The organism is Sulfitobacter sp. BSw21498 (assembly GCF_006064855.1).
Taxonomy (GTDB): domain Bacteria; phylum Pseudomonadota; class Alphaproteobacteria; order Rhodobacterales; family Rhodobacteraceae; genus Sulfitobacter.
In genome coordinates this window covers 121215-147547 of the sequence record NZ_CP040754.1, presented here as the reverse complement: position 1 = coordinate 147547, position 26333 = coordinate 121215, and the positions used below count along the sequence as shown (strand labels likewise).

The window sequence follows — 26333 nt, the reverse complement described above, 5'->3', positions numbered from 1 at the left end:
AGTAGTGGGACTGCAGCGGATGCAAGGCGCATCGCCAAATCGAGATCTGTTATGGATGGTGTTTCGCCTTCATCAAGCAACACTTTCAACCCTTGAGATGCGAAGCTCTCATCGGGTATGCGCCCATAAAACTCCGGAATCGACAGGATACAATCAAATGGGCCAACCAGGATTCGAAGAGAACGACAATCGCCCTGCGCCAGTGTGGGGTAAAGATCGACCGAGTTCAGATTTTGGATCGCGTTATAGATGAGTTGCGCAACGATTGGTTCAAGATCGGATGCGTAGGCTTCGACCGCGCTAACGGCTCCTCCACAGTTCAAGATCAGCTTTGCGTAGATAGAAGCCTCACTGTACCCGTTGCCCTCAACGACACTGAGTTCCAAGCCGATGATTGGATCGCCAGAATGATACATGCCAAATAGCGAGTGAATTTCTTCGGTCAAGTATGACAGTTCAATGCCGTTCTTGGTGTGTTTCACTTCCGCCAGACGAGCCGGAAGTTCTAAGGCCTTACGGTTGACCGCTGGAATCAGACTGGTGTTGAAGTCTTCTGACCGGCGTTGACGCTGGGATTGTTTCGATTTCAACGCTCCCCAATTTGAGCCTGGGCTGATAGCGGCAGCGAGATCGTTTAGGAGTGTCAGTTTTGTTGGACGATTTTCACCGATCCACCGTTCCAAAATTCGGTCCACACCTTTTGACAGCCGGTCGAGTTCGACCGGGAGAATTTCGTCTGATGGTACATTTGTATTAATGTTCATTTTGCTCTTTCCTCTGGCGTGCGTCCGAGTCCAGTTTAAGCCGTGGGCCCTATAGCAGGAGTCGGAAAGCGCGCAATAGATTGAGCAAACCGTGGAACTCTAAGAAGCTCGGCAAACCAAGATCCAATGGGCCCGGATCAGGTTCGCTGGGTTGATTCTCACCTGCTGCGCCGACCTGTTTCTCACAGCGCGCCAGCCCCAATTGAACTAAAGTCAGAATACACCGCCAGTGTTCGATAAGCAACCTCCAGAAGTATCCACTAGTGCCTCAGGGCCTCCCCTGCTCGGCTTCGCGTGTCGCAGGAGAGAACGGCCCTGCGGCCCGTCGCGCATGCGGCCATGCGGCCTTACCGCGGCGGCGCACTTGGCGTCCCGGTTTGCCCGTCTCGCGAGCACGGCGGCGCTCGGCCACGCCTTCGGTCTTCGCTCTGGTCTGTTTTGCGGGGCAAAACGATCCCGCCGCTGCGACCGCCTGCGTGTCCAGCACCGCCGCTTGCCTGCTCGCGTCGGGCAAACCTCGCGTCAAAACACACACACATGACTGTGGAAGCATATCCTCCGGATGGCCCCCAAATCAGCCCGCCTCAAGGATCGCAAAACTTTTCGGCGAAGGTGGCGCGAGTGGAGAGGTCAATCGCGCGCGTGAGGTTGTGCGTGTTGTTAGCACGGCGCTTGGAAAACTTTTGCGCCCAGCAAGCTGGCGGCTGCGCCGTCCCTGACCCGGACAGATTCGGTGAACCAGAAATCGGCCATGGCCCCACACTCACGTGGTGGTCCTCAAACTCAAACATCTGGAGATGAACAAATGGCCTACGATCAAGCGACAACATACGAGACAATCGAACTCTTCGGCCTGACGGAGAAAGACGCACACCTACCAATCCCGCAGGACGATATCCTGAAAGACAGCATCATTCGCGAAACTTTTGAGACCCTTCTTGGGCAACTGCGGAATACCGGACTTGAGGGAGAGATCGAACCTCTCGCGCACGGGTTGGCGACAATCCTGCAGCGCCGGAAGGTTGCACTCGGTAAGGAAGTTGATCGCACAGCGGATAAGATCGGCGCACTGGCAAAATGCCACGACGGATCAGAGATCGCAGAGACCGCACTGGAAGAGGCGCAAGCGCGCTTCGTGCACTTGCGGGAGATCGTGGATGCCATCGAGACGATGGGGGAGGCCGCTGCAGAGTGCTACGAGGTAGAGACAGGAAATGCCTTCATCCCGGCAGCGGGATCGCGGGCCAGCGTTCGGGCGCAAGAGACGGGAGCAGTCTTCGAGGCCAAGCAGCTTCTGGAGCAGCATGATCGGGAAACTGCCGCCAAGTCGAAAGTCGAAGGCGTTCCTCTGATTGTCTCGGGAGCGACGGACTGGACCGACATCGATGTCATCTTCCGGACCCTCGATAAGGTTCGGGATCGCATCAAACAAAACCGCAACCAAGATATCTTTATCTGCCACAAAGGCGGCAAGCATGGAGCGGAGATGATCGCGGCTCGGTGGGCACGCGCGCGGGGCATCAACCAAGCGCGCTTCGATCCGCGTTGGTCCGCACATGGACGAGCGGCACCCTTCAAGTGCAACGATGAGATGCTGGACGATAAGTTCGCCGCTACGGGAGTTGTCCTCTTCGGCGGCAACGGGGTGGCGCTGAACCTCGGCCAGAAAGCCGAAGCGAAAGGACTGACGGTGATGCGGGTCGCGGATCCGGCGAAGACATCGGGCGAGGCATAAGTCAGAGAGGGTCACCTTCGGGTGGCCCTTTCTTCGTTCTCAAGATCGTGGGTAGACATTCAGATGCGCGGTGCTGATCTGCAGCAAGGGCTCGTTTAAGTCATGACGGTGGATGTCCGATTTTCCCGTTTTCCGATTAGCTTGACCTTATCTCAATGTAATCCCTGTCTATTGTGTCCGCGCCACAAATGACTTTTGTTGGACAGCATATCACGCGCGCAGGTTTTTCAGTCGATGCCCTTTTCTCCAGACCGCACCAAAGAGATTCAATCGCGCATTAATGCGCGACTGCAGTCTGGGCAGGCGAACGATTGGGAGGTATCGTTTCTTGGAAACATGGCCGCGCGGTTTCAGAAGTATGGAGGCGACACACGTCTGAGTAAGGCCCAGTATGCCAGCTTGCACAAAGTCCTGAAGCTGGAACGTGAGTCATCATCACAGCCCAAATCACAGGCTAACGATAGCGCACCGCGTCCGACTCGGAAGCGCCGCACCGAGTCTTACCAACCAAAGTCCCGACCGATGTCTGTAACCCGTGCAATCACTGCACCTCAGCGGGCGGTCCGTAGGGCTCAGCGACAGATCATGGTGCCGCTTGTTATTGTCGTCGCGTTCGTTGCGTTGATTGGATCGTTCTTCGATTCAACATCATCGAAATCCACATCTAACGGCTCCCCAGCGACGTCCGCGCCGCAATCGGCAAGCTCCGCTTACGTCTATGTGACGGGCACACGGGTCAATCAACGATCCGGGCCGTCCACGTCTGATCGGGTCATGGGCGTTTTGGTTGAAGGCACCCGTGTCCAGCTGCTTCGTGACCAAGGACAATGGGCGCAAATTAGGTCTGACTTGGGAACCGGCTGGATGTCCTCTAGCTTCCTGTCTCTCAATAGGCCGACCACGGCGCAACCCACAACACAGGATCGGGGCCTTCGTGCCAGCGATGTCAGGATCATTGATGGTGATACGATAAACGTGCGTGGGATTACTCCCAACGTTCGCCTTGTCGGTTTCAATGCTCCCGAGACCTGGCGGCCTTCCTGCGCTGCAGAGCGTCAGGTCGGGGAACGCGCAACGGCGCGTTTGAGCCAACTGGTGCGGAATGCGGCATCGATAGAATTTGAACGCGTGGCATGTTCGTGCAGGCCTGGTACCGAAGGTACTGACCGATGCAACTTCGGACGCCTATGTGGCTCGCTGTTCGTCGACGGCCAGGATGTGGGGCGCACACTGATTGGTGAGGGATTGGCCGTGCCATACCGGTGCGGCCGGACCAGCTGTCCTCCACGTCCTCAAGCTTGGTGCCGATAACGTCGCAGCCAGCTCAACACCGGCAAACTGATCTTCGCCCGAGCTGAAAACCCTCCCTGCTTTTCGTTCTGCGCGACAGACCAAACCCCAACACGTCGCATCAGAGCGAACCCGACCTTCACCTGCATCGAGATCAACGAGAACCGTGGCGACTGCGATGTGGGGGCATACATTTGGGTCTCTTCTTTTTGCTCATTGATGTGGATCGCACGGGGTCGGACCGGCCGTTCCCTACGCTGTGCTCCGGCAAGCACAAATACGGCTTCCACGCCTTTGGCGCGGACCCTCCGCATTTGCGCTTGCGACCGGTCCTGATGCCCCCATGCCTTTTGATCCTCATCGCAAAAAGGAGAGACCCAAATGACCAACCACTACGTCGCAACAGTTCCCGTCAAATACACCGATGGCGAAGGCCAAGAACGCACCCGTTTCCAACGCGTCGGGGCCATGTTCCGCAACACCCGCAACGGGGATGGCTCGGAGTTCTTCAGCCTTAAGCTCGACTTCCCCGTCGGCGTCCAAGAACTCGTGATGTTCCCACCAAGCTCAAAGGAACCCCAAGAGTAAATCCTTCCCGAGGATGGGCCGCCGTCAGGCGGCCCTATCTCTGTTCCAGAGATCGCTTCGAGTCCCGTTGAGACCCCTGCCTTCGGCAGCGGTCACGGTTGCCGATGACAGGACTGCGGAGCAGTCCTGATGGTTTTTGTTTGGGTTGAAAAAGCGCGGTGACAGAGCCGCCAGCCAGCCTCAAGGGGGCCATCCCCAAAAACCTTTCGGCGCGGCCTTCAGGTTTTTGCGGCAGAGAATTGGCAAGCCAATTCTGACCTCCCTTGACCCTGTCTGTCGGCCCTGTCGGGTGAGGATTGTCCCGCCCCATCGCTTCTGTCCGAACATTACATGTCCAGACAGACCTCAGGCGCGGGCCCTGTTGAGACGGCTGACGTTGTCGCAAGCGGCTGGTGTTGGTTGGCGCCCTCTCGGGCGCGGCCTCGCACCTGCGGTGCTCGGCGTGAAACGGAATACAAGGCTGCCTGCGCGCTAATTCACCGTAAGTATATTATTGACAGATTAGTATAGTTTCGTATGTTGGGTTCAGCCTTGTATGAAGGTGGCAGGAAATAGGGGGTCTTTCTTCGCATGTCTCGCTCAAAACGTCTCACCGATGCGCAACGCATGGAGATCGTGCGCGAAGCTGCGGACGGCGTCTCCACGTCCGTGCTTGCGGAGCGGTTCGGGGTGACACCGCGAACGGTGCAATACACGGTGAAGAGTGACGCAGAGCGCCAGCGCGATACGTCCGTGCCGGTCTTGGCAGTAAGTGTGAAAGTGACCTCTGAGGAGATGGAGGCGTTCGATGGGGTGCTGGCGTCAGCGGGGATCGAGACGCGCTCGGAAGGGCTGCGGCGGTTGATGCAAGCAGCGGGTGGCACCTTCGTTGCTGACGCCCAGCTGGCGGCAGAGATGGCGCGCTATCGCGCCTCGCTGAATGAGGTTGGAAACGGTGTCGCCCAGATTGCCAAACAGATGCAAAAGGCCAATCGGGCGGGGCAGGGAACAGGCCCCGAGTTCTCGGAATTGCGGCTTGCGCAGATGCGCGGGTTGGCGCGGTTCATTCTGGACAGTGCAGACGAGATTGACTTGCTTGTGCGCCGCCGTCGCGATGCGATGCAGCTCACTGCAACCGCCGCTCTGAGGGAGTTTGCGCATGCGGCTGAATGATGCGGTTGGTGCCGTCACCGGAGAGATATTTGAGGATGGTTGGAGCCGCATCCGTGGCTCGATGCAGGGTCTGTATGCTTCAAAGCAAAAGCAGATGGTGCGCGCTGCGGTGGGACATCGGGCAGCTGTGTTCAAGGCGATCCGGGGCGGGGGCACGCAGAACAAATCCCAGCTGTCCAACCAGCTCGAATACCTCACCACCAAGTCCACCCATATCGTCGACAGCAGTGGGTTTCTGGATGGGAAATCCAAGCTTGATCGCGGCGAGATCAAAGACCTGACCGAGCGGTTTGCCAAGCGGTGGAGCGCAGGGTTCAAACCCAAGCTTGGGCAGACCACACATCTGCTGATGTCCTTCCCGATCGGCACGCGTGGCGAAGATGTGCGCGACATCGCTACGGATGTGGCCGAGCGGTTCTTCCAGACCGATGAGGGGCACTTCGATTACATTATCGCGGTGCATGAGGACCGCGATCATCCCCATGCGCATCTGGTGTTGAACCGCCGCTCGCAAGAGGGCGAATTCTTCTATTTGGCGCGCAATCATCGGTTCAATTATGACGACTTCCGATTGGCGATGGTCGAAGAGGCCGAGACCTACGGCGTGCGGTTGGAAGCCACGCGGCGGATAGATCGTGGCGAGGTACATTACCCTCCCCGCACTCGCGAGGTTTATGCCGCCAAGGAAGAGGGCAGGGTGCCAGTGGAGCGGGAACGCGTTGGCAAGGATCTGACTCGCACGCTTGCCGAAATCGCAAACACCAAAATCATGTTCCACGCGCTGGCCGCCGAGGCGTCCTCCGAGAACCACGCAGACATTGCCGAAGTTCTGTTCCGTGCTGGCGAGGTTCTGGCGAAGGGGGGTCACGTTGAAACCGCAGGAGGCATTTACATGGCCGAAGACGATACGTTCGAGGATCTGCGCAGCCGTTACGCGGAAAAGGTCGCCAACATCACAGATTTGATCGCGGCAAAGCCGGATGCGGAGCGGCCCGCGCTGGAAAAATCCCTCAACGCCATTCAAGCGCGGGTGCAGCATATGCAGCCGCTGGGGCTGCGCTCCAACTCCCTCTCGGAGGGCCCGTCAGAAGGCGGGGTTTATTCTGAAGCCAATATTCAACAAAGCGAACTGGAGCGTCTGTCTGAGCCACGGGTGCGGGCCCGCGTCGATGCGGCCCTGCGCGGCACGGGGATCAGCACATCCGCGGTTGTGGCCCGGATGGAGACAGGGGCGCAGAACGCCGCGCTCGAGCATCAATGGATCGCGGATGACCTTTCCAAGGTGGCCGAGGCGAAGGAACTGAACCTTGAGCGCCGCGCGGATTTGGAACAGGCGCGGGATATTCTCAATGATGTACATGTGCAGCTCGGGACCATGCTGGAACGGGAGGGCGTGCTGCGCCGTGACGGGGTCATTGAAGACGCCCGTGAGGTGCAGGCGCATGTCACGGACGCCCAGATTGAAACTGCTGCCAATGCTGTTCGCATCGAGACTCGGATTGAAGCCCATAGTGGAGATCTTGACGAAGCCGTGATCGAAAGCCTTGCCGTAGAGCGTTTGGAGGACGCACAGCGGGACTATCTGCGCGACCATCCAGAACTGATTGCGCGCCCCACCGATGTGATCCGCGTGGATGAAGAAGGCAAGGCGGTGGTCGTAGATCGGGCCGCTGCAGAGCGGATCATCATTGAGGTTGAAGCGGCGCGTTTGGGCGCGCATAGCAGGACGCCAATCTCCGTTTCCGTCGCGCGCGATCTACAGACGCGATATCCCGATATGCCCGAGCAGCTGGCAATAGGCCTCGGCGACACATACGCGCGTGTCTATGAAGCGCGCGACGCTGAACGGGAGATACGGCTTACGGAGCGCGAGACGGTGCAGTTTGAGACGCCCGAACTGTCCCGTGTTCTCGCCCATGAACGGGCTGGGGAGTTGTCGTCGCCCTTTGAGACTGCAAACGAACGCGAGGCCTTCCGCGCGCGGGTGGCGCAGGTTTTGGACACGGCGCAGCTGGATCGCCTGAACGATGGCGACAGCGACGCTTTGGAAAACGTTCTCGAAGATCGTCTTGATCGGCTCTATGCCGCAAAGGTCTATTTGCAATCGGATGCGGCAACCGCAAACTCGGAGGCGTTGCGACAGGTTGTCGACGAGTTGGCAGACGTTGAAGTCGAGAGACACCGCGCGGCTGACGTGGACGGCGAGACAGAGCGGGGCCAGGTCCATTGAGTGGATCCATGGGCAAGGCTTGGATTGCTATCGGGGTCGTTCTGGTCACTTTGGTGGCGGGTGCGATGGGCTACACCATTGCCTCGGCTGTGCTGACCTTCAAGGCACTTGGGTTCAGCGCCGATATCGACTTTGGATATATCGCGCAGAACTACCTCTGGATCAGAGATAGACGGCCTGATGATTTCCAGCTGATCAACTTGATCATCGGCGGGTGTGCCGTCGCCGGGCTGATGATGAGCCTTGCCCTGTCCGGCTCAGCCCTCACACGCTTTGGTCAGACCCATTGGCAAAAGCGCGGCGAGATGAAAGCCAACGGGTTCTTTGGCAAACCCGGCACCGGGTTTATTCTGGGCAAACTGGGCAGCCCGAAATCCCGCGCACGCTATATCACCTCGAAGGTGTTTCCCCATGCGCTGATCGTGGCACCAACGGGGCGCGGTAAAACCAGCGGCTTTGTCATCCCGAACCTGCTGACTTGGCAGGGGTCTGCCGTCACGTTGGATGTAAAGGGTGAGTGTTTTGAAGCGACGGCGCGTCACCGTGCGGCCCAAGGTGACAAGGTCTACCGCTTTGCGCCCACGGACTGGGAAGGCAAGCGGACGCATCGCTACAATCCGCTTTTGCGCATCTATGAGCTGAAAGACCCCGCGCGTCAGCAGATGGAATTGCAGCTACTGGCGACCCTGTTCCTGCAAAGTGACAATGATCGCGTTCAAGGGCTTTTGAAAGGCGGTATCGATCTCTTCGTGGCCGCGGGCTTGCTGGCCTTCCAACGCAAGAAGCCCAACTTGGGCGAGATCTACCGGATCGCGGCTTCGGGGGGTAATAAGCAGAAAGAATACGTGGCGCGGGGCCATGAGATCGACAACAAAGCAGCAAAGCTGATTTTTACGCGGCTGGCCTCCACCAACAACGACACGCTGACCTCCTATGTCTCGCTTCTGATGACCTCAGGTCTGGACCAATGGCAGAACCCCGCGATTGATGAGGCAACGCAGGTTTCCGACTTTGATTTCCGCACGATCCGCAAAAAGCCCTTTACGGTCTATCTCGTTGTCCAGCCGCTGATGGTAAAGCCGCTTGCGCCACTGATCCGTTTGTTTTTCTCAGACCTTCTCTCGGCGATGCAAGAGAAGGAACCGGGCAAGGATGAGCCTTGGCCCGTGATGATCATGCTCGATGAGTTCAACCGCCTTGGCAAAATGCCCATCGTGGTCGAGAGCATTGAAACCCTGCGCACCTATCGCGGGCATCTAGCAGTCGTCACACAAACCATCCCCGCCCTCGATGAGATCTATGGTGAAAATACCCGCCGCGCCTTGCAGGGAAACGCAGGCGTAAAGCTCTACCTCACCCCGTCAGATGAAAAGACCATTGAGGAGCTGAGCAAGGCCGTAGGCAAGACGACCAAAACGGTGGTCACGCGGTCACGGTCCATTGGCAAGAATCCGTTCGAGGGGCGCAGTCAGTCCACACGGACGGAAGAAACGTCGCTACTGCCCGAAGATGAAGCCCGTCGTTTGCCGCTGGATGAAATTATCATGGTCGTGGATGCGCAGATGCCAGTACGGGCGAAACGGATCCAGTATTTTGATGATCGGCTGTTTGCGGCGATCCATAGCGCGCAGAAGGGTGAGCTGCCGTTTCCAGCGAGGGGTGGGGGTGGCGGTAAGGCGCACGGGCCAGATTCTTGCGGGTCAAAGCAGGGCCCGAGCCAAGCTGGAACGAGTGCGGAGCCTAATGCGCATTATGAGCGTCTACTTGGCTCAAAAGAAATCAGCTCAGGTATATCTGTGCCGCCCACCAAGAAAAGCTCAAAAGCTGTTCAAGCCGTTGTCGAAGAGGAGCAGCGGCAAATTGAAATGAGCTTTGCCGACCAGGTTGAGATGCAAATTGAGGAAATCGATGGTGGCGATAGAGATCGGCTCGATAATGTGGTGGATGATTTGGATGGGCTGGAAAGCCAGTTGAAGCAGGGGGAGGGTATCTCTGGTTGAGTGGGCTATGGCGCAGTTGAGCCCGCGGAGCAGGTTTGTGTTGAACCGGTCATTCGCCGCAGCTGAATTGAAGGCCCGCAGAACGGACAAGGACGAAACCGCTCTCGCGGTATTGGCGCTTGTGGTTACCGTTGTGCGATGGCGCAAGCGGTGTGGATTTTGTGAACTGACTGATCTGTTGGACGATTGGGACCTTCTCAATCGGATCACAGGAGTTTTTCATGACCGATCAATATGTACCAAAGCTACGACGTCGTTTCCTCGAGGACATGCGGATTAAGGGGCTGCAGCCCAAGACGCAGACGATGTATCTAAGGGCGATGCGGGACTTCACTCGGTTTCTGGGGCATGCGCCGGATAGCGCGACGCCTGAGGAACTTCGGGCGTTCCAACTGGATATGAAGGAGCGCGGCGTTGGTGCGCCTACCTTTAACAACCGGCTGACGGTGTTGAGTTTTTTCTATGCTTCGACGTGCCCGCGGCCTGAAATGAAGCGGCACATGCGCTACCAGCGGGCGGCCAAGAAGATCCCTGTGGTGCTGAGCACTGAGGAAGTCGCGCGCATCATCGAAGCAGCACCTGGGCCCGGGTTGCGATACCGCGCGGCCTTCAGTGTGGCCTACGGCGGCGGGTTGCGCGCCAGCGAGGTCACGCACCTGAAGGTTGGCGATATTGATAGTGATCGGATGCTGATCCGGATCGAGCAAGGGAAAGGCCGCAAGGATCGACAGGTCATGTTGTCGCCAAACCTGCTCGGTCTGCTGCGTGATTATTATCGTGAGGCGCGCCCAAGAGGTTGGATGTTCCCGGGGCGCAACCGGATCGACCCGATCTCGACACGACAGTTCAACCGTGCCTTTGGGGTCGCCTGCGATTTTGCGGAGATTAAGAAGCAGGTGTCGCCCCACACTTTGAGGCACAGCTTTGCTACGCATCTACTGGAAAGTGGGACTGATATCCGGATCATTCAGGTGTTGCTGGGACACGCCAAGCTGGAAACGACGACAGTTTACACGAAGGTTGCCACCAAAACGATTCAGGACGTGACCAGCCCGCTTGATCTGCTGGCAAACCGAAAGGCCGGCTCGGGTTAAGCCCAGCCACGATGCCCCGTCCCAAACTGGAGGTCGCGGATATCTTCCGCGCCTGCGGGCCTGCCTATCGCTGTGACCATGCCGCGCACCTGAACCTGCCGCAGCTCAAAGTGATGTCTGCGATTGAGAACTGCCGGACTGCTGCCCTTGGCGGTCACGTCGCGGCTTGCACCAAATGCGATCATCAACACATCGCCTACAACTCGTGCCGGAACCGGCACTGCCCGAAGTGCCAAGGCGCTGCGGCGCAGGACTGGATGGAGGCACGCATGGAAGACCTGTTGCCAGTCGAGTACTTCCACGTAGTCTTCACGCTGCCAACCCAGATCGCTGACATCACGTATCAAAACAAAGCGGCGATCTACGGCTTGCTGTTCAAGGCGTCGTCGCAGACGCTCCTGACCATCGCGGGCGATCAGAAACATCTCGGTGCCCGCATCGGCATGACGTCAGTTCTCCACACCTGGGGATCTGCGATGATGCACCACCCGCACGTGCACGTCATCGTACCCGGGGGTGGGTTGTCTGCTGATGGCAAACGATGGATCGCCTGTCGCTCTGGGTTCTTCCTGCCGGTGAAGGTTCTGTCCCGGCTGTTCCGTCGCCTCTTTCTCGAAGGGCTGATCCGATTGCACAAGGCGGGCAAGCTCAAGTTCTTCGGCGATCTGACAAAGCTGGCCGACCCCGACACCTTCGCGGCCCATCTCTCGCCACTGCGTAAAACCGACTGGGTGGTGTATGCCAAACCTCCCTTCGGCGGGCCTGAGGCAGTGCTGGCATATCTGAGCCGTTACACGCACCGTGTGGCGATCTCCAACCATCGCCTCGTCAGCGCAGATGCCGACACAGTGGCCTTCCGCTGGAAAGACTACCGCATCAAAAAGGGAGACCGGATGAAGGTCATGCGCCTGCATACGTCCGAGTTCATCCGCCGTTTCCTGATCCATGTTCTGCCCTCTGGCTTCCACCGCATCCGACACACGGGCTTCCTCGCAAATGGCATCCGCCGCGACAGGATCGGACAGATCAGGCAGTTGCTTGATGCCAAAACGGAACCCGATCAAGCGTCTGACGAGGCCGCAAACACCGAACCAGCTGATCCGCCCGCGCACAAGCTTTGCCCCAAATGCGGTGGTGCGATGGTCATCGTTGAGACCTTCCTGCGCGGCCAAACGCCCAAATGCCGAGCACCGCCATGGGAGGACGCCGCATGATACAACGAGACAAACCGACTTTGCCTTACGCAGAAGCCGGGCCAATCAGTGTGGCCTTCTCAGACAATCCCATGCCAAATCATGTCTGCAGCAACAAAATGAGATACCAAAGGACAAGGTCATGCTGGGAAAACCGCCACGTCGCTGCCGCCTATCAGCAAAATCCCGTCCGATCTGCGCATCAAAACTCGCAGCCGTAACCCACAATCCCCATAGCACCGAAAACAGCCCGCGCTTTCCTCCTTGTCGGATTTGTCGCCGCTGCAGCTCGCGCTGACAGCAGCCACAAACCTTAGACGAAGTGTGAATTCGCTGCGGTTGCACCAGCGGCAGCTTTGTGTCGAAGAAAGACCTTCAGATCGACTGCAACGCTGCCTGTTCCAAAAACGGTCCATTTGGTCATTCCATCCGCGCCCACGTGGAATCAGGCGCTTGGCTATGACAAAACTCCCCCAAAAAACCGTCGCTGTTTTGGCAGGTTTTCGACCTTCGTTAGGGGTGGCTGATGACGAAGGGGGCAGAATCCTACGGTAAGGTTTAAGCAGCCATTGGTGATCTACGCAGCGAAGGTGTCAAAAAAGCCCATCTTGCCAGAATGCTGTTTCGCAGCGAATGGCGGCTGTCGGAGTTCAGACAAGAATCTTCATTAGCCGCTCAGGTTTTAGGCGTGGTCTTTGGTAGCAATGGAATAAAACGACAGCCGCTTCATAAACTAGTATTTAGGAACGGTCAAAGTTGGAAAATATCCGAACAATAGGATCCTTTCTGGAAGTGTGGCAACTGCGTGCTTACAGTTAGTCCGCCTAAAGCTAAACGCTTACGCCAAATATGCTTCCCACGCCTGCAGTGATGGCCATAGCCGCCGCGCCCCAAAATAACACGCGGGCTGTTGCGCGTAGCTTCGGCGCGCCTCCAACTTGGGCTCCCAATGCACCCAGACCCGCAAGACAGATCAAGGTTGTGACAACGACGGTTGGAATGATCTTGTCACTTGGTGCAAGAATGGCGGCGGCGAGCGGAAGAGCTGCTGCAACTGTAAATGTAAAACCTGAAGCGATCGCGGCTTGTAATGGATTTGCCGTATGCACTTCAGACAATCCCAGCTCGTCACGCACATGAGCGCCCAGTGCATCCTTGGCCGTCAATTCTCGTGCAACCAACGCAGCTGTTTCGACGGTCAGCCCACGTGCCTGATAGATCGATGCCAATTCTGCTTCTTCCGCCTCCGGCGTATCGATGAGTGCTTGCTTTTCACGCGCGATATCGGCCCGTTCTACATCTGACTGCGAACTGACTGAAACATACTCGCCAGCTGCCATGGACATCGCGCCCGCTGCAAGTCCGGCAGCCCCTGCCAGCAGGATTGCGGTGGGACTGGGATCAGCTGCCGCGACACCGACGATCAGCGACGAAACTGAAACAATGCCATCATTGGCACCTAGAACAGACGCGCGCAACCAGCCCGCACGATTGATGTAATGTAGTTCTTCGTGCGCAGAGTCGTAGGGTAAGCTCATTCTTTTTCCTTTGAATTTATTGTTGAAGCGGCACGGAAGGTTACAGTGACTGATAATCCGCGTCCGGTTCGGTTTTCCAGATGCAAATGCCCCCCGTTTGCCTCTACTATGTCTTTGACGATGGCGAGACCAAGGCCTGCTCCGGTTCCGGCCATATCCAGGCGAACGCCGCGCGTCGCGATATGTGCAATTTTTGAGTCCGTCACACCGGGCCCATCGTCATTGATGATAATCGACGCCCAGCCGTCCCGCACGCCGCATTCGATTGAAATAGTGTCTTTTGCAAATTTGGTGGCGTTTTCAAGAAGATTGCCTACAACTTCAAGAAAGTCACCTTGTTCAACCGCAAGCTCGACCCATTCGGGAACTGTGCTTTGGAATTTCAAAACTTCGCCTTTTGGCGTTTTCGCAAGCGTGCGGATTATTGACTCGAGTGCCGGTTTTACAGTCGTGCGCGCATTCTTTCGACCATGCCTGTCACGGGCCAATGCCAGTTCACGATCAAGATGCCTGCGCATGCGTACTGAGAGTTCTTGAATGTCGTCGGCAATGTCTTCCGCACCAATCTTGCGTAGCCGTTCAATGTCCGTTCCCAAGGCAGTCAACGGCGTCTTCAGCCCGTGGGCAAGATCGGCAGCGCGGTCACGCGCACGGGCCATGCTATCATCTTGTTGGTCGAGCAAGCTGTTGACCTCTTGGATCAAAGGCGCAACCTCCGAGGGTGCATCCGTTGGTAGCCGCTGTGCTTCGCCGGATTTCACGTTGGCGACACCCTTTCTAATGCGGTCCAGCGGACGCATGCCAACTCCGATTTGAAACGCAAAACCTAGGAGCAATGCCACCGCGAGAAGGCTCAAAGTCGGTATAAGGTCACGTGTAAATCCGGACTTAAGAGCTATGATCTCGCTCTTATCGATCCCAACACTTACCAAAAGTGGCATTTCTTGACCACGATCCACAAATGCGACGCGGCTTTCGTGGATCAGTAGTGTTGTGTTGTTTGGTCCAGGCCTAGAGTGGATGTGGACCTCTCCGGGATCAACCGTGTCTTCTGGCAGGCTCAGCACTGTGTCCCAAAGGGACCTTGATTTCAGTATGATATCTCCATCCAATCTGGCGACCTGAAAATACAGCCCCCCAAAAACCTGTCCAAAACGGGGATCCGTTAGGTCGCGCGACAATTTTACGGTTCCATCGGTTTGAAAGCGCAGGCCACCGATAATTTGCTGAAGGTGGGCATCAAGCTCCTGCCCCTCGCGCCGTTCGACATTTCGTTCAAGCAGCATCGTCAGGCCAAAGCCTGTCACGATCATCATGCCGATGACGATGACTGTTGCGACCGCGACCAGTCGCAGGCGAATGGAATTGTATGACCACATCACTCTGTCCGCTCGTTCGGGACGAGATATCCGAAACCACGGCGGGTTTCGATCAACGCATTCGGTAGCTTGCGACGGACCCGCGCGACAAGGACTTCAACGGCATTGGACTCTCGTTCGAAATGCACAGATTGTAAATGTTCGGCCAGTTCCTGTTGCGGGATGACCCGCCCGTTGTGCAGCATCATATAGGAAACGAGCCGATACTCCTGCGGCGATAGTTTGACGGCCACACCGCGCACGGAAACCCGCATTTGGCGTTCATCCAGCTCTGTCTCACCAATCTTGATCACTGATCCCGCGTTGCCGCCGGATCGACGTATAATTGCGCGCAATCTTGCCAGCAGTTCTTCCACATGAAACGGCTTGGGAAGATAGTCGTCAGCGCCAGCATCAATGCCTTCCACCCGTTCGTCCCATGTTCCACGGGCCGTTAGGATCAGGACCGGCATTGCTCTGCCTGCCTTGCGCCATCGTTTCAAGACTGTCATGCCGTCCATCTGCGGCAGGCCCAGATCGAGTACAACAGCGCCATAGGTTTCTGTGTCGCCCAAAAACCAGCCTTCTTCGCCGGACGCCTCGACATCGACAATGTAGCCTGCCGCCTCAAGGGCGGTCTGGACGTCGCTGCGAATGCGATCATCGTCTTCGATGACAAGAACGCGCATCTCTAGTCGTCCAACTTTTGCAGCATGATTTCCCCAGTACGGGCGTCCACGTAGATTTCACGGCGACGTCCTTGTGGATCAAGGAAATAGATTTCATAGGCGATGCCGAAGTCCTCATGCTCGACTTCGACCTCTAGAATCGTCTCGCCTGTCACCGGGCGGATTAATTCAAGGATTGTGGCCAATGGCAAAATCTCACCTCGTCTAAGAAGACGAGAAACTTCATCCGGCTCCGTTTCATCGGCCCAGAGGGGTGTAATCAGTGCCAGCAGAATTGCAAAGCTGGTCAATATATAGCGTAAACTTTTCAAACGTATCACCTGAGGCACAATCGCGCCTGTCTTCCCGACGCTTGTTTATAGTTTCATATATTACAGTTTGCTGACAGCGGTGATCTGACATCTGTAATTTTGGGTCTGCCAAAAGGGGTTCATCAAAACGAGCAAGTCCGCTCTGAACCCAAAGGATAGAACCCATGTCCAAACTTCTCCTTTCCACCGCCGCCGTTCTAATGCTGGCTGCGCCAGCCTTCGCGGAAGACATGAAATGCAATGTGCCTGACCAGACCACATGGATGTCACAGGAAGACCTGACAACGATGTACGTCGAACAGGGCTACGAAGTGAAGAACATCAAGATCGACGAAGGTTGCTATGAAATCTATGGCATCGATGCCAACGGCGAGCGGGTCGAAATCTACGTCGATCCAGTGACCGGCATTCCTGTGGATGCGATGTCCGAAGAAAGCAGCGACAGCTAATGTCCGCTGATGCGACCAAGACAGAAGCTGGTAGCCAAACGGCACCAGCAACTGTCCGGGTCTGGGACCCGTTGGTCAGGATATTTCACTGGTCTTTGCTCATTGCTTTTGCAGCCGCCTATATTTCTGCCGAAGAATGGGAAAAATACCATGTCCAGATCGGTTATGTCGTCGCCGGATTAGTTGCTTTCCGACTGGTCTGGGGCCTGATCGGTTCAAAGCATGCGCGTTTTTCCGACTTCATCTATCGTCCTAAGACGGTGATAGGGTTCCTGCGCGACAGTGTCGCGATGAAAGCCAAGCGCTACATCGGTCACAACCCGGCAGGCGGCGCGATGGTTATCGCACTCCTTATAGCAATCACGGGAATTTCCGTCTCCGGCTACATGATGGAAATGGACGCTTTCTGGGGCGAGGAATGGGTCGAAGAGCTTCACGAGATTTTGGTGAACCTGACACTTGGTCTGGTTGCTCTACACGTTATCGGCGTCCTTGTTGCCAGCTTCGAGCACAAAGAAAACCTGATCAAATCCATGTTCACAGGACGAAAGCGGGGCTGAACCTATGGCTCTGCCCCACAACTACCCACTCACGAAACACTATTCTACCTCTCACGGAACACAAACCAACCGAAGGAAAATACTATGAAACTCAAGACAGCAATCTTCTCTATCGCCCTTGTAACGGCAAGCGTTGCCAATGCTCAGTCCAGCGCAGACAGCGTACGCGCTCAACTGGCCGGAATGGGCTACACAAACATCGAGATTGAGCGAAGCGGCAACATCTATTCAGTCGAGGCATACCTCAATGGCCAGAAGCGGGACATTACCTATGATGCGACAACTGGCGAAATTCTGAGTGACCGTACTTACCGTGAATCTTCGAATGATCGTACCGCTCGCAATAATGACGAAAGCAACGACAGCTCGTCCAACGATGAGAGCAACGACAGCTCGTCCAACGATGAGAGCAATGACAGCTCGTCCAACGATGAGAGCAATGACAGCTCGTCCAACGACGAGAGCAATGACAGCTCGTCCAACGATGAGAGCAATGACAGCTCGTCCAACGACGAGAGCAATGACAGCTCGTCCAACGACGAGAGCAACGACAGCTCGTCCAACGACGAGAGCAACGACAGCTCGTCCAACGACGAAAGCGACGACAGCTCGTCCAACGACGAAGACTAACAAACCCTAAAGTCCCCCCGGACGGGCACTGTTTATTCCGCCTTCGTCTCTTGATGGCCAAAACGGTGCCCGTTCATTTCCCCCCTTTATACATGGACGACGATCATGACAGATGACCTTAATCGACGTGGTTTCTTAAAAAGTGGTGCTGCCGTTGCAGCTGGAGGTGCCGCCCTTTCGGGTTCGGCGGCAAATGCCGAGACCGCCCCTACCATACCTGCCGCTCCGGCAAATGCCGCAGAGCCACAGGTCACTGTCCCCGCAATTGACAGATGCCCTGTCATGCATGGTGGGAACGGTTATAAGGCGACAGGAAACTTCGCCAACCAGCATTGGTGGCCGAACCAGCTCAACCTCAAGCTGCTCCACCAGAACACAGAGGCATCCAATCCGCTTCGTGCTGATTTCAACTACGCCGAGGAATTCAAGACAATCGATCTTGCGGCTTTGAAGCAAGACGTCGAAGCCTTGATGACAACATCGCAGGACTGGTGGCCTGCCGACTACGGTCATTACGGACCGTTTTTCATCCGCATGGCTTGGCATAGCGCCGGAACTTATCGGGATTTAGATGGACGTGGCGGTGCTGGCAACGGTTCGCAGCGCTTTGCCCCCCTCAACAGTTGGCCCGACAACGGCAACCTCGACAAGGCTCGCGCGTTGTTGTGGCCGATCAAGCAAAAATATGGCCAAAAGATTTCATGGGCCGATCTGATGATCTTCGCTGGCACCTGTGCGCTGGATTCGATGGGTCTCAAGACCTTTGGATTTGGTGGTGGCCGCGTCGATATCTGGGAACCGGAAGAAGACATTTATTGGGGCCCCGAAACAACATGGCTTGGAGACGAACGCTATACTGGTGACCGTGAGCTTGCGAACCCATTGGGCGCTGTACAAATGGGTCTGATCTATGTGAACCCGGAAGGCCCGAATGGTGTTGCCGATCCGCTGGCGTCTGCGCGCGACATTCGCGACACATTCGCCCGTATGGCCATGAACGATGAAGAAACCGTCGCGCTCATTGCCGGTGGTCACACATTCGGCAAGGGTCATGGCGCTGCCGATCCCGGCAAGTATGTTGGCCGCGAGCCAGAAGCCGCTTCCCTTGAAGAGCAGGGCTTTGGCTGGAAGAACAGCTTTGGCACCGGCAATGCTGGCAGCACGATCACCAGCGGTCTTGAAGGCGCTTGGACACCAACACCAATTGCGTGGGACAATGCGTATTTCGACATGCTGTTCGGCTTTGAATGGGAATTGACTAAAAGCCCCGCTGGCGCGCAACAGTGGATCCCCATAGACGCAAACGGCGAAGGCATGGTGCCTGACGCACACGATCCGACCAAAACCCATGCCCCGGTTATGTTCACAAGTGACCTCGCCCTGCGCGTGGACCCGGATTATGAAAAAGTATCACGCCGGTTCCACGAAGATCCGGATGCCTTTGCGGACGCCTTTGCGCGTGCATGGTTCAAACTGACCCACCGTGATATGGGCCCCGTCAGCCGCTATGCCGGTGCGATGGTCCCATCAGAGCAATTGATCTGGCAGGACCCAGTTCCGGTGGCCGACTATGAGATGATCAATGATCAGGATATCTCCGCTCTGAAGGCACAGATTGCATCATCCGGTCTGTCCGTCTCAGAGCTGGTGTCAGCAGCTTGGGCGTCAGCTTCGACCTTCCGTGGAAGCGATAATCGTGGTGGAGCCAACGGCGCGCGCCTGCGCCTTTCACCCCAGAAGGACTGGGAAGCGAACCGGTCTGTCGTATCCAGCAGGGTTCTTTCCACATTGGAAAGCATTCAGTCTGGCTTCAATTCCGGAACCAAAAAGGTGTCTGTGGCTGACCTGATCGTATTGGGTGGCTCGGTAGGCATTGAAAAGGCGGCGATGGCCGGTGGACATGACGTGACAGTGCCATTTGCACCGGGTCGGACGGATGCCACTCAAGATCAAACCGATGCAGCATCTTTTGCTGTGTTGGAACCAGTTGCAGACGGTTTCCGTAACTATCTTAAGTCAGGCCTCAATCGTTCGGCAGAAGAGCTGCTTGTTGATCGGGCGCAACTTCTGACACTGACAGCCCCGGAAATGACAGCTTTGATTGGTGGTCTGCGTGTCCTGAATACCAACGCAGACGGCTCTGCAAACGGTGTTTTTACGGATCGCCCAGAAACCCTGACCAATGATTACTTCGTCAACCTTCTAACGCGGAACACAGTCTGGACGCCAAAGTTCCCTGATGCGGCAACTTTTGAGGGACGAGATCGTGCCACTGGCCAAGTCAAATGGACAGGCAGCCGCGTTGATCTGCTGTTCGGATCGAACTCGCAATTGCGGGCCTTGGCGGAAGTCTACGGGAGTGAAGACGCTCACATGACCTTTGTTCAGGATTTCATAACCGCATGGACGAAAGTGATGAACCTTGATCGCTTCGATATCGCTTAACCGACCATAGCGATTAAGACCTTGCGCCTGAATGTCCCCTCGGGCGCAAGCGCAGGCTCCGTTTCGGGCCAGCAAAGACTATCGAGCTTAAACCGGCGGCGGATCAACCGTCTGCCAGAATGCCAGAGTGGCGTATAATGCGCCACTCTGGCGAACTTATGAATACAATCAACAGAGGAAAACACCAATGAGAAAACTAACTTTTGTCGTCGCTCTGCTTGCGACAGTGCCGTTCACCGCATTTGCGGGTGAAACAGCTTCTGCTCCCGGCACCGTTCAGTATTTTGTAAACCTGCAAGACGGCGATACAGTACAAAGCCCTGTCAAAGTCGTGTTCGGGCTTTCCGGCATGGGTATTGCTCCCGCAGGCGTCGATGTCGAAAACACCGGTCATCATCATCTGCTGATCGACCGTGCAGCTCTTGGCGAAGGTGAGGATGGAGCGGAAGAGTTCGACATGAACATGCCCGCCGACGACAACCTGATGCATTTTGGCAAAGGCCAGACAGAGACGACGCTTGACCTCGCTCCCGGCACCCACACGCTCCAACTTGTCATGGGAGACAAGGATCATATCCCGCATAATGCGCCGGTGTTTTCCGAGGTGATTACGATAACCGTAGAGTAACTTCGCCAAATCGACATAGACGTCAGTCGGACTGGAACACGAAGCTCGACACGTGCAATATGACCGCAGGTGTCGAGCTACTACTAAATTGAGAAGGACAATTAGCTTTGGATACCCTTGAACAAACCGACTGCGAAGAGCTGTTTTCAACACCCCTGTTCCGGTTTCGCTTGCCAGGTTCCGAGGACTTCAATCGCGAACTTCTGGAAGAAGGCGCGCGCCTTCGCAAGAAAAGCGATGGTGTCGAGAAATCCAACTATGGAGCGTGGCATTCATCGGGCAATCTGTTCGCATCGAAGACCAACTGCATTGCGCAACTCAAAACTGTTGCAGAGGCCGCGACTTACATCGCGACCAAGAACATTAGTCCCGATCTGGACCTCGCAACGTTAAAGCTGGATATTTTCGGATGGATGAACGCAACGCCTTCGGGTGGTTTCAATGCGCCACATACACACCCCGGTGCACATTGGTCGGGCGTCTATTACGTCTCCCAACCCGCTGTGGAAAAAGGTGAATCCGGCAAGATCGAATTCCTGAACCCACGCACGGACCTACCCAACTGGCGCATCCTGAAATCCCCAACATTCGGAGCGAAGCGCGCGATCAGACCGCAGCCGGGCGAGTTGATCCTATTCCCATCATACCTGGTGCATTGGGTCTATCCCAACGAAACTGACGAGGAACGTGTATCGATTGCGTTCAACATGACGTTTTCTAAAGAAAAGTAGGCGAGCCGAGTTCAGCAGCAGTCAAAAGCTAACAGTCATGCAATATGAAGCATTTGAAAGTTGGGTTCGATCGCGACATTCGCCGACACGCGCGCGGACGGCCAATACCCGACACAGGGCTCAGAGTGTCAATCGCCCCGTCCCGCAAACGACCCAATGCCGATGCTAGCGGGGGAATACGTTTCAGTAAGCTCTCTATCCGATACCGCTGACATTGACCTCGCACGCGAACGGCAAGAGTTGATTGATTTGCCTAACGAAAAATTGGAAGTGTTCGCCGCCGCCTTTGTCGAGCGTGATGTGTCAAAGCAATTGCTCCTAAAGTCTCACCTAGAACACACCCACGAAACAACTTGTTCAAGGTGATTTGAACCATGTCCCCCACGACCCGCCGGTTATGTCCGAGGTCAAGACGATCACGGTCAATTTGATCCGCTAATTGTGCGTACCCGCCGGTGACCGAAACATTCGGACTTTGGTCCGGATAATCGCCCTATGCTGTCGATTAGATCACTGATTTAGCTTTGATGATTTCGCTCGTTCGCCTCCGTTCAAAACAAGTAAGAGCGCTGTCAGGGAACTGTCATGTACTACCTGCTAATCCCATTTCTGCATCCAACGAGGAGAACAAAAAATGGATAACTTTAAACTGATCAAAAAGTCCGTCGATCCCAAGCCGTTTCTGGAAGAGATTTCCAGTGTTGACGGTGCATGGGATGACGCCACTGGCCGCCAAGACAAGATTGCCGTCCAACGCGAAGCGCTGGCCATTCCGATCAGAGGTCTGCGAAAATCAGCAATCAACGGACGCAAGCGTCGCGATGTGCATGAAAGCCGCTGGACAACCGGATCCATGAAATACCCTACAGTGCGCGCATTTCTTGAAACATTTGCGGAAGATCAGGATTGTATTCTTGGACGCGCAAAAATTGTTTGTTTGCCCGCAGGTAAGCGCGTCTATCCCCATATCGATCAGGGTGAATACTACAGAGTTCGCGGACGGTACCATTTCGTTCTCAGATCTACGGCTGGCTCTTGGTTGAAAGCCGAATCCGAAGAAATTCGCATGAAAGAAGGCGAAGTTTGGTGGTTCGACAATAACAAGATGCATGAAGCACACAATGACGGGGATCAGGATAGAATCCACATGATTTTTGACATGCTGCCTACCGCGATGTCGGAGCAGGTCTTTGGGGCCGCTGGTTAGGCCGAATAACCGCCAAAGCTACAAATGCCATTGGGAGACAATATCGTGACAAAAAACTTTTCAACGCCTGGAGCCTTTAGACTTGAATTCAAGGCTGGCTCGGGTCGTCATGGTCTTCCATGCTGGCTTGCTATTCCTACAGAGTTAGACGCTGGCCGCCCACCATTGGTAGCGGTACATGGCATCCGCAGGGGGGCCAAAATGCAAGCACAGCAATTTGGTGCCTGTGCGGCAAAGGCCGGACAAGTGGTCATTGCTCCGTTGTTTGGAGAAGAACAATGGCCGCTATACCAGCAAGTCGTGCGGAAGGGGCGAGCCGATCTTGCGCTGCTTGGGCTCATGAATGACTTGCGTTTGGCAGGACTCTGGCAATCAAAACGTTTTGAGCTGAGCGGCTTTTCAGGTGGTGCGCAGTTCGCCCATCGATTTGCGATGCTGTACCCAAATCTAATCAAAACGCTGTCGGTGACTTCTGCGGGTTGGTACACTTTCCCCGATGCTGAACCTTTCCCCTATGGTCTCGGCATAAGGGATGGGCGCAAAGATGATTGGGGACCGCAGATGGAGTCGCGCCTTCGCGAATTCTTGCAAATTCCCATAAACATTGCAGTGGGTGCCCTTGACGGCGACTGTGATAGCAACACCCGAAGCGGGGTTGAAATAGATCACCAACAGGGCGCGAACCGCATTGATCGCGCACACCAATGGAAAAAGGCTCTGCTGAAGGCGGCACAGGAACGTGGCTTGCCCCTTCCAGACGTCCGCATCCGGGAACTTCCCGAAAGCGGGCATGACTTCGCCGAATGCGTAAAAAAAGGCGGCTTGGTAAATTTCGTACTGTCAAACCGTGAAGCTAAAAAGCCCAAGAGTTCAGCGAATCGCGACGCAAAAAACCCTAGCTCAAGGGCGACTCTTCCAAGTGAAATTCAAACTATAAATATGTAAGGAAATTCGCATGTTATTCCAAAAAGTTAACAGCGTTGAACTGTCGCATTCTGCCAAGTGGGCGTTTACGACTCGACGTGTAGTCCATGAAGATGTCGTCGGGTTGACGACCAATTTTGTGGACGCAAAGACAGGCGATCTTGTTCTGGCAAGAGTTGAAAAGATCGGATCGCACAAACGCATCCAACTCACCAATGGGCGGCCCTCTGAGTTATACCGAGGAGATCTTGTGGTGTTGGTTTGTGGCAGCCGTTACGCCCCGGACCAGTATGAAGGTCATGCGAAAATCGACCCTGACGGATCGGATATGCTTGCTGGCGGTGGTGTGATTGGCGTGATGCGGGCGGCCAACAAACGGATGGCCGGTCCGACACGTGTTATCCCTGTTGGGCTGCTCTGTGGCCGGGATGGCAATCCTGTCAATCTTGCCGATTACAGCCTTCCAGAACTTACCGGTTCCCGGAACTTGACGGTCATCGCGGCTGTGGGTGCTTCGATGAATGCAGGAAAGACAACCGCCGTCGCGAGCTTTGCCCATGGCCTGTCACGTGCTGGCTATCGGGTAGCAACAATAAAAGCGACAGGCACCGGAGCATACGGTGACTACAATGCCTACGTAGACGCTGGGGCAGACTATGTCGCAGACTTTGTGGATGCAGGAATGGTTTCGACTTACATGGAACCGATATCGCGTATCATGAAGGGTACCGAAATACTCCTTGACCACGCTGCTGACAACGGCTGTGAGATCGCCATCGTTGAGCTCGCTGACGGCATTTTTCAAGGTGAAACAGCAGCCTTGCTCAATCGCAGTGATTTTCGTGCAGGTATTGACGGCTTTCTTTTTGCGGCGCCATGCGCTGCATCTACGGTCGGCGGATGTTCTGCTCTTCGCGCAATGAATATAGAACCCAGTATTGTAACTGGTATGGTCAGTTGTTCTCCACTTGCCACAAAGGAAGCTGAGGCAGCCGCGGGAACCCATGTTGTCAAACGCGAAAGCCTCATTGACCCCGTGTCTGCCGGTGCATTGCTTGCGAGGATTCGGACACAGAAAAAGGCTACCGAAGGTACTTTAGGCATAAAATCTGCCGAGCAGGCGGCATGAGTGAACTGCCAAGAATAACTGGCAATGGACGTGGTATTGGGATTGCAAAGGTTGCAGTGCTTGCAGTTGGGCAGGCAATTGCGGCCGGTACGGCGGCCTTTGCAACCCGAGATGTATTTGCCGCCTTGCGTGACACGCTTGCAACGACACCTTTCTTGCCTTTAGGGCTGATCGCGTTGGCTGGGATTTCTATTGCGGGATTGAGAATTTGGGAACGGGTGGTGGCGGAGAAGGTGGGCCAGCACTACGCGTCGGACTTAAGGTTGAAACTTTTCAATCACTTTTCCCGCATGCCGGTCGGATATGTAGACCAGCGCCGCCAAGGTTCCATGGCTCTCCGCTTTGTCGGAGATCTTGCTGCGGTACGTAACTGGGTCAGTCTCGGCATTGCGCGTTTAATCTCGTCGCTGATCGTATTGCCGCTGGCTACTGTTGTCCTTTTTTTGCTCAATCCGGTGTTAGGGCTGGCGGCTTCAATCCCGATTGGGCTTGGCTTGTTGACTATGGCGCTGATTGCACCTCGGCTTGGTGAAATTCACCGACGCTTGCGTTCTCGGCGGGGTGGCTTGGCCGCAGATATGAGTGAACGCATCCCCCATGCACCGGAACTCCGCTTGATGGGTAGAATGCAGGTTGAGAATCGAACACTCCTGCGCCGAACCGACAAAATGATTGAGGCAGCAATCAAACGCGTTAGGGGTGCAGCACTTTTGCAAGCAATTCCCGTTGCAATATCAGGCCTCGCGGCTGCGTCACTTCTATTTGCGGCTTTTAGATCAGGCATTCCTGCCGCCGAAGTTGCAGGTGCCATGGCCGCCGTTGGACTAATGATCAAGCCAATGCGCGATCTTGCCGGTGTTGGCGACCGATATCGTGCGTGGATTGCAGCACGAGACAAGTGCGTAGATCTCCTCAACAAACCACGTATTTCGCGCCCCAAATCCCTCGGCAGCCCTTTGGCTAATGAGCCGCAATCTGTCCGTTTTGAGAATGTTGAGACGGAACACTTAACCGGCATTGATCTAGTAGTGGAAGCTGGTCAGAAAGTCGCTGTTATGGGACCTAACGGTTCAGGAAAGTCGACGCTCTTGGCGTTAGCAGCCGGACTTGAAGCAGCTATTGCAGGCAAAGTCTTGATTGGCGAACATGCACCGTCAAGCCTCAGCAGTTCGGTACGCAAGCGAATGATATCATTTGTTGGCTCCAAGTCTCCAATCCTTGCAGGAAGTCTGCGTAGAGCGATGACTATGGGTGCGGCACAACAGCCTTCGGATGCCCAGATACTTCAAGCGGCCAACTCATACGGTTTGCGAGGTATGGTAGAACGGCTTGGAGGGTTGGATGGCCACGTGGCCGAGGCGGGTCGCAACCTTTCTAGCGGTGAAGTGAGGCGCATCATGCTTGTAAGAGCCGCGCTTTCTGAAGCCCAATTGCTATTGCTGGATGAACCAGATGACGCGCTGGATGTAGAGGGCGCAAGTCTTGTAAGGCAATTGTTGGATGGAACTTCCGCAACTACTATTTTGATCACCCATAATACCGAAATCGCGCGCCAGATGGATCTAGTTTTATTCGTTAGTAATGGGCGGATCGTCCAGTGCGGTTTGCCGGAAGATGTGTTTGACTCAAAAGGGCCTGCCCAAGATTTTTTTAGCCGGCTTCATGCCGCTTGATGTGATGGGAACTCA

24 protein-coding genes are annotated in these 26333 nt (G+C 55.6%); 19 read left to right on the top strand and 5 right to left on the bottom strand.

Going from position 1 to position 26333, the window contains the following annotated elements:
* A partial coding sequence (locus E5180_RS15655; RefSeq protein WP_138925357.1) for a hypothetical protein occupies positions 1 to 764 on the bottom strand: 764 nt, incomplete at its 3' end.
* An 805-nt stretch (positions 765 to 1569) separates the two neighbouring features.
* On the opposite strand from E5180_RS15655, the gene E5180_RS15650 reads away from it, so the two are divergent.
* The 8 genes from E5180_RS15650 (at position 1570) to E5180_RS15615 (ending at position 12067) form a co-directional block, all read left to right on the top strand.
* A complete protein-coding gene (locus E5180_RS15650) occupies positions 1570 to 2499 on the top strand; it encodes a DUF2493 domain-containing protein (protein ID WP_138925356.1) in 930 nt (309 codons plus the stop codon).
* A gap of 234 nt (positions 2500 to 2733) precedes the next feature.
* Positions 2734 to 3810: an SH3 domain-containing protein gene (locus E5180_RS16075; RefSeq protein WP_368074021.1), complete on the top strand. Its 1077-nt coding sequence runs from the start codon at positions 2734 to 2736 to the stop codon at positions 3808 to 3810.
* Positions 3811 to 4170: 360 nt separating this feature from the next.
* The gene (locus E5180_RS15640) at positions 4171 to 4377 is read left to right on the top strand and encodes a hypothetical protein (RefSeq protein ID WP_089423413.1); all 207 of its coding nucleotides are present in this window, start codon (positions 4171 to 4173) and stop codon (positions 4375 to 4377) included.
* A 570-nt stretch (positions 4378 to 4947) separates the two neighbouring features.
* Positions 4948 to 5529 carry a helix-turn-helix domain-containing protein gene (locus tag E5180_RS15635; protein WP_138925354.1) on the top strand — a complete coding sequence of 194 codons (582 nt, stop codon included), beginning with the start codon at positions 4948 to 4950 and terminating at the stop codon, positions 5527 to 5529.
* Positions 5516 to 7759 carry a relaxase/mobilization nuclease domain-containing protein gene (locus tag E5180_RS15630; RefSeq protein WP_138925353.1) on the top strand — a complete coding sequence of 748 codons (2244 nt, stop codon included), beginning with the start codon at positions 5516 to 5518 and terminating at the stop codon, positions 7757 to 7759. The genes E5180_RS15635 and E5180_RS15630 overlap by 14 nt, the downstream gene beginning before the upstream one ends.
* An 8-nt stretch (positions 7760 to 7767) precedes the next feature.
* Positions 7768 to 9759: a type IV secretory system conjugative DNA transfer family protein gene (locus tag E5180_RS15625; RefSeq protein WP_138925352.1), complete on the top strand. Its 1992-nt coding sequence runs from the start codon at positions 7768 to 7770 to the stop codon at positions 9757 to 9759.
* A 221-nt stretch (positions 9760 to 9980) separates the two neighbouring features.
* On the top strand, positions 9981 to 10853 hold the full coding sequence (locus E5180_RS15620) for a tyrosine-type recombinase/integrase (protein WP_138925351.1): 873 nt from the start codon (positions 9981 to 9983) through the stop codon (positions 10851 to 10853).
* An 11-nt stretch (positions 10854 to 10864) separates the two neighbouring features.
* Positions 10865 to 12067, top strand: a complete 1203-nt coding sequence (locus E5180_RS15615) for an IS91 family transposase (protein ID WP_138925350.1) — start codon at positions 10865 to 10867, stop codon at positions 12065 to 12067.
* 809 nt (positions 12068 to 12876) lie between these two features.
* On the opposite strand, the gene E5180_RS15610 is transcribed toward E5180_RS15615, so the two are convergent.
* The 4 genes from E5180_RS15610 to E5180_RS15595 are packed head-to-tail and all read right to left on the bottom strand — an operon-like array spanning position 12877 to position 15921.
* Entirely contained in the window at positions 12877 to 13584 is a 708-nt protein-coding gene (locus tag E5180_RS15610; RefSeq protein WP_138925349.1) for a VIT1/CCC1 transporter family protein, read from the bottom strand.
* Positions 13581 to 14963 (bottom strand): sensor histidine kinase, encoded by a 1383-nt coding sequence (locus E5180_RS15605; protein ID WP_138925348.1) that lies wholly within the window; start codon positions 14961 to 14963, stop codon positions 13581 to 13583. Before E5180_RS15605 ends, E5180_RS15610 begins: the two co-directional genes overlap by 4 nt.
* Complete coding sequence (locus E5180_RS15600; protein ID WP_138925347.1) at positions 14963 to 15631, bottom strand: response regulator transcription factor; 669 nt, start codon at positions 15629 to 15631, stop codon at positions 14963 to 14965. The genes E5180_RS15605 and E5180_RS15600 overlap by 1 nt, the downstream gene beginning before the upstream one ends.
* 2 nt (positions 15632 to 15633) lie before the next feature.
* Positions 15634 to 15921 carry a PepSY domain-containing protein gene (locus E5180_RS15595; protein WP_171048994.1) on the bottom strand — a complete coding sequence of 96 codons (288 nt, stop codon included), beginning with the start codon at positions 15919 to 15921 and terminating at the stop codon, positions 15634 to 15636.
* 185 nt (positions 15922 to 16106) lie between these two features.
* Here E5180_RS15595 and E5180_RS15590 point away from each other — a divergent pair, with 185 nt between their 5' ends.
* From E5180_RS15590 to E5180_RS15540, 11 genes are all read left to right on the top strand, one after another.
* Positions 16107 to 16391, top strand: a complete 285-nt coding sequence (locus E5180_RS15590; protein WP_138925345.1) for a PepSY domain-containing protein — start codon at positions 16107 to 16109, stop codon at positions 16389 to 16391.
* Complete coding sequence (locus tag E5180_RS15585) at positions 16391 to 16951, top strand: cytochrome b/b6 domain-containing protein (protein ID WP_138925344.1); 561 nt, start codon at positions 16391 to 16393, stop codon at positions 16949 to 16951. Before E5180_RS15590 ends, E5180_RS15585 begins: the two co-directional genes overlap by 1 nt.
* A gap of 84 nt (positions 16952 to 17035) precedes the next feature.
* Positions 17036 to 17581: a PepSY domain-containing protein gene (locus tag E5180_RS15580; protein WP_138925343.1), complete on the top strand. Its 546-nt coding sequence runs from the start codon at positions 17036 to 17038 to the stop codon at positions 17579 to 17581.
* Positions 17582 to 17863: 282 nt separating this feature from the next.
* On the top strand, positions 17864 to 20026 hold the full coding sequence (gene katG, locus E5180_RS15575) for a catalase/peroxidase HPI (protein ID WP_138925342.1): 2163 nt from the start codon (positions 17864 to 17866) through the stop codon (positions 20024 to 20026).
* A gap of 187 nt (positions 20027 to 20213) precedes the next feature.
* Positions 20214 to 20654 carry a DUF4399 domain-containing protein gene (locus E5180_RS15570; RefSeq protein WP_138925341.1) on the top strand — a complete coding sequence of 147 codons (441 nt, stop codon included), beginning with the start codon at positions 20214 to 20216 and terminating at the stop codon, positions 20652 to 20654.
* A gap of 107 nt (positions 20655 to 20761) precedes the next feature.
* Entirely contained in the window at positions 20762 to 21385 is a 624-nt protein-coding gene (locus E5180_RS15565) for a TIGR02466 family protein (RefSeq protein WP_138925340.1), read from the top strand.
* A 156-nt stretch (positions 21386 to 21541) separates the two neighbouring features.
* On the top strand, positions 21542 to 21751 hold the full coding sequence (locus E5180_RS16070) for a VIT1/CCC1 transporter family protein (protein WP_368074020.1): 210 nt from the start codon (positions 21542 to 21544) through the stop codon (positions 21749 to 21751).
* 268 nt (positions 21752 to 22019) lie between these two features.
* The gene (locus tag E5180_RS15555; protein WP_138925339.1) at positions 22020 to 22592 is read left to right on the top strand and encodes an aspartyl/asparaginyl beta-hydroxylase domain-containing protein; all 573 of its coding nucleotides are present in this window, start codon (positions 22020 to 22022) and stop codon (positions 22590 to 22592) included.
* A gap of 201 nt (positions 22593 to 22793) precedes the next feature.
* Positions 22794 to 23537, top strand: a complete 744-nt coding sequence (locus E5180_RS15550) for a hypothetical protein (RefSeq protein WP_138925338.1) — start codon at positions 22794 to 22796, stop codon at positions 23535 to 23537.
* A 10-nt stretch (positions 23538 to 23547) separates the two neighbouring features.
* Positions 23548 to 24645 (top strand): DUF1611 domain-containing protein, encoded by a 1098-nt coding sequence (locus E5180_RS15545; RefSeq protein WP_138925337.1) that lies wholly within the window; start codon positions 23548 to 23550, stop codon positions 24643 to 24645.
* Positions 24642 to 26318, top strand: coding sequence for an ATP-binding cassette domain-containing protein (locus tag E5180_RS15540; RefSeq protein ID WP_138925336.1), 1677 nt, complete (start codon positions 24642 to 24644; stop codon positions 26316 to 26318). The genes E5180_RS15545 and E5180_RS15540 overlap by 4 nt, the downstream gene beginning before the upstream one ends.
* Positions 26319 to 26333: the final 15 nt, after the last annotated feature.

Coding starts and splice junctions, on each gene's coding strand:
- E5180_RS15620 (WP_138925351.1), top strand. CDS start 9,981: ATGACCGATCAATATGTACCAAAGCTACGACGTCGTTTCCTCGAGGAC.
- E5180_RS16070 (WP_368074020.1), top strand. CDS start 21,542: ATGCCGATGCTAGCGGGGGAATACGTTTCAGTAAGCTCTCTATCCGAT.
- E5180_RS15585 (WP_138925344.1), top strand. CDS start 16,391: ATGTCCGCTGATGCGACCAAGACAGAAGCTGGTAGCCAAACGGCACCA.
- E5180_RS15635 (WP_138925354.1), top strand. CDS start 4,948: ATGTCTCGCTCAAAACGTCTCACCGATGCGCAACGCATGGAGATCGTG.
- E5180_RS15600 (WP_138925347.1), bottom strand. CDS start 15,631: ATGCGCGTTCTTGTCATCGAAGACGATGATCGCATTCGCAGCGACGTC.
- E5180_RS15540 (WP_138925336.1), top strand. CDS start 24,642: ATGAGTGAACTGCCAAGAATAACTGGCAATGGACGTGGTATTGGGATT.
- katG (WP_138925342.1), top strand. CDS start 17,864: ATGCATGGTGGGAACGGTTATAAGGCGACAGGAAACTTCGCCAACCAG.
- E5180_RS15590 (WP_138925345.1), top strand. CDS start 16,107: ATGTCCAAACTTCTCCTTTCCACCGCCGCCGTTCTAATGCTGGCTGCG.
- E5180_RS15610 (WP_138925349.1), bottom strand. CDS start 13,584: ATGAGCTTACCCTACGACTCTGCGCACGAAGAACTACATTACATCAAT.
- E5180_RS15650 (WP_138925356.1), top strand. CDS start 1,570: ATGGCCTACGATCAAGCGACAACATACGAGACAATCGAACTCTTCGGC.
- E5180_RS16075 (WP_368074021.1), top strand. CDS start 2,734: ATGCCCTTTTCTCCAGACCGCACCAAAGAGATTCAATCGCGCATTAAT.
- E5180_RS15625 (WP_138925352.1), top strand. CDS start 7,768: ATGGGCAAGGCTTGGATTGCTATCGGGGTCGTTCTGGTCACTTTGGTG.
- E5180_RS15580 (WP_138925343.1), top strand. CDS start 17,036: ATGAAACTCAAGACAGCAATCTTCTCTATCGCCCTTGTAACGGCAAGC.
- E5180_RS15545 (WP_138925337.1), top strand. CDS start 23,548: ATGTTATTCCAAAAAGTTAACAGCGTTGAACTGTCGCATTCTGCCAAG.
- E5180_RS15640 (WP_089423413.1), top strand. CDS start 4,171: ATGACCAACCACTACGTCGCAACAGTTCCCGTCAAATACACCGATGGC.
- E5180_RS15550 (WP_138925338.1), top strand. CDS start 22,794: ATGCAAGCACAGCAATTTGGTGCCTGTGCGGCAAAGGCCGGACAAGTG.
- E5180_RS15615 (WP_138925350.1), top strand. CDS start 10,865: ATGCCCCGTCCCAAACTGGAGGTCGCGGATATCTTCCGCGCCTGCGGG.
- E5180_RS15630 (WP_138925353.1), top strand. CDS start 5,516: ATGCGGCTGAATGATGCGGTTGGTGCCGTCACCGGAGAGATATTTGAG.
- E5180_RS15570 (WP_138925341.1), top strand. CDS start 20,214: ATGAGAAAACTAACTTTTGTCGTCGCTCTGCTTGCGACAGTGCCGTTC.
- E5180_RS15605 (WP_138925348.1), bottom strand. CDS start 14,963: ATGTGGTCATACAATTCCATTCGCCTGCGACTGGTCGCGGTCGCAACA.
- E5180_RS15555 (WP_138925339.1), top strand. CDS start 22,020: ATGGATAACTTTAAACTGATCAAAAAGTCCGTCGATCCCAAGCCGTTT.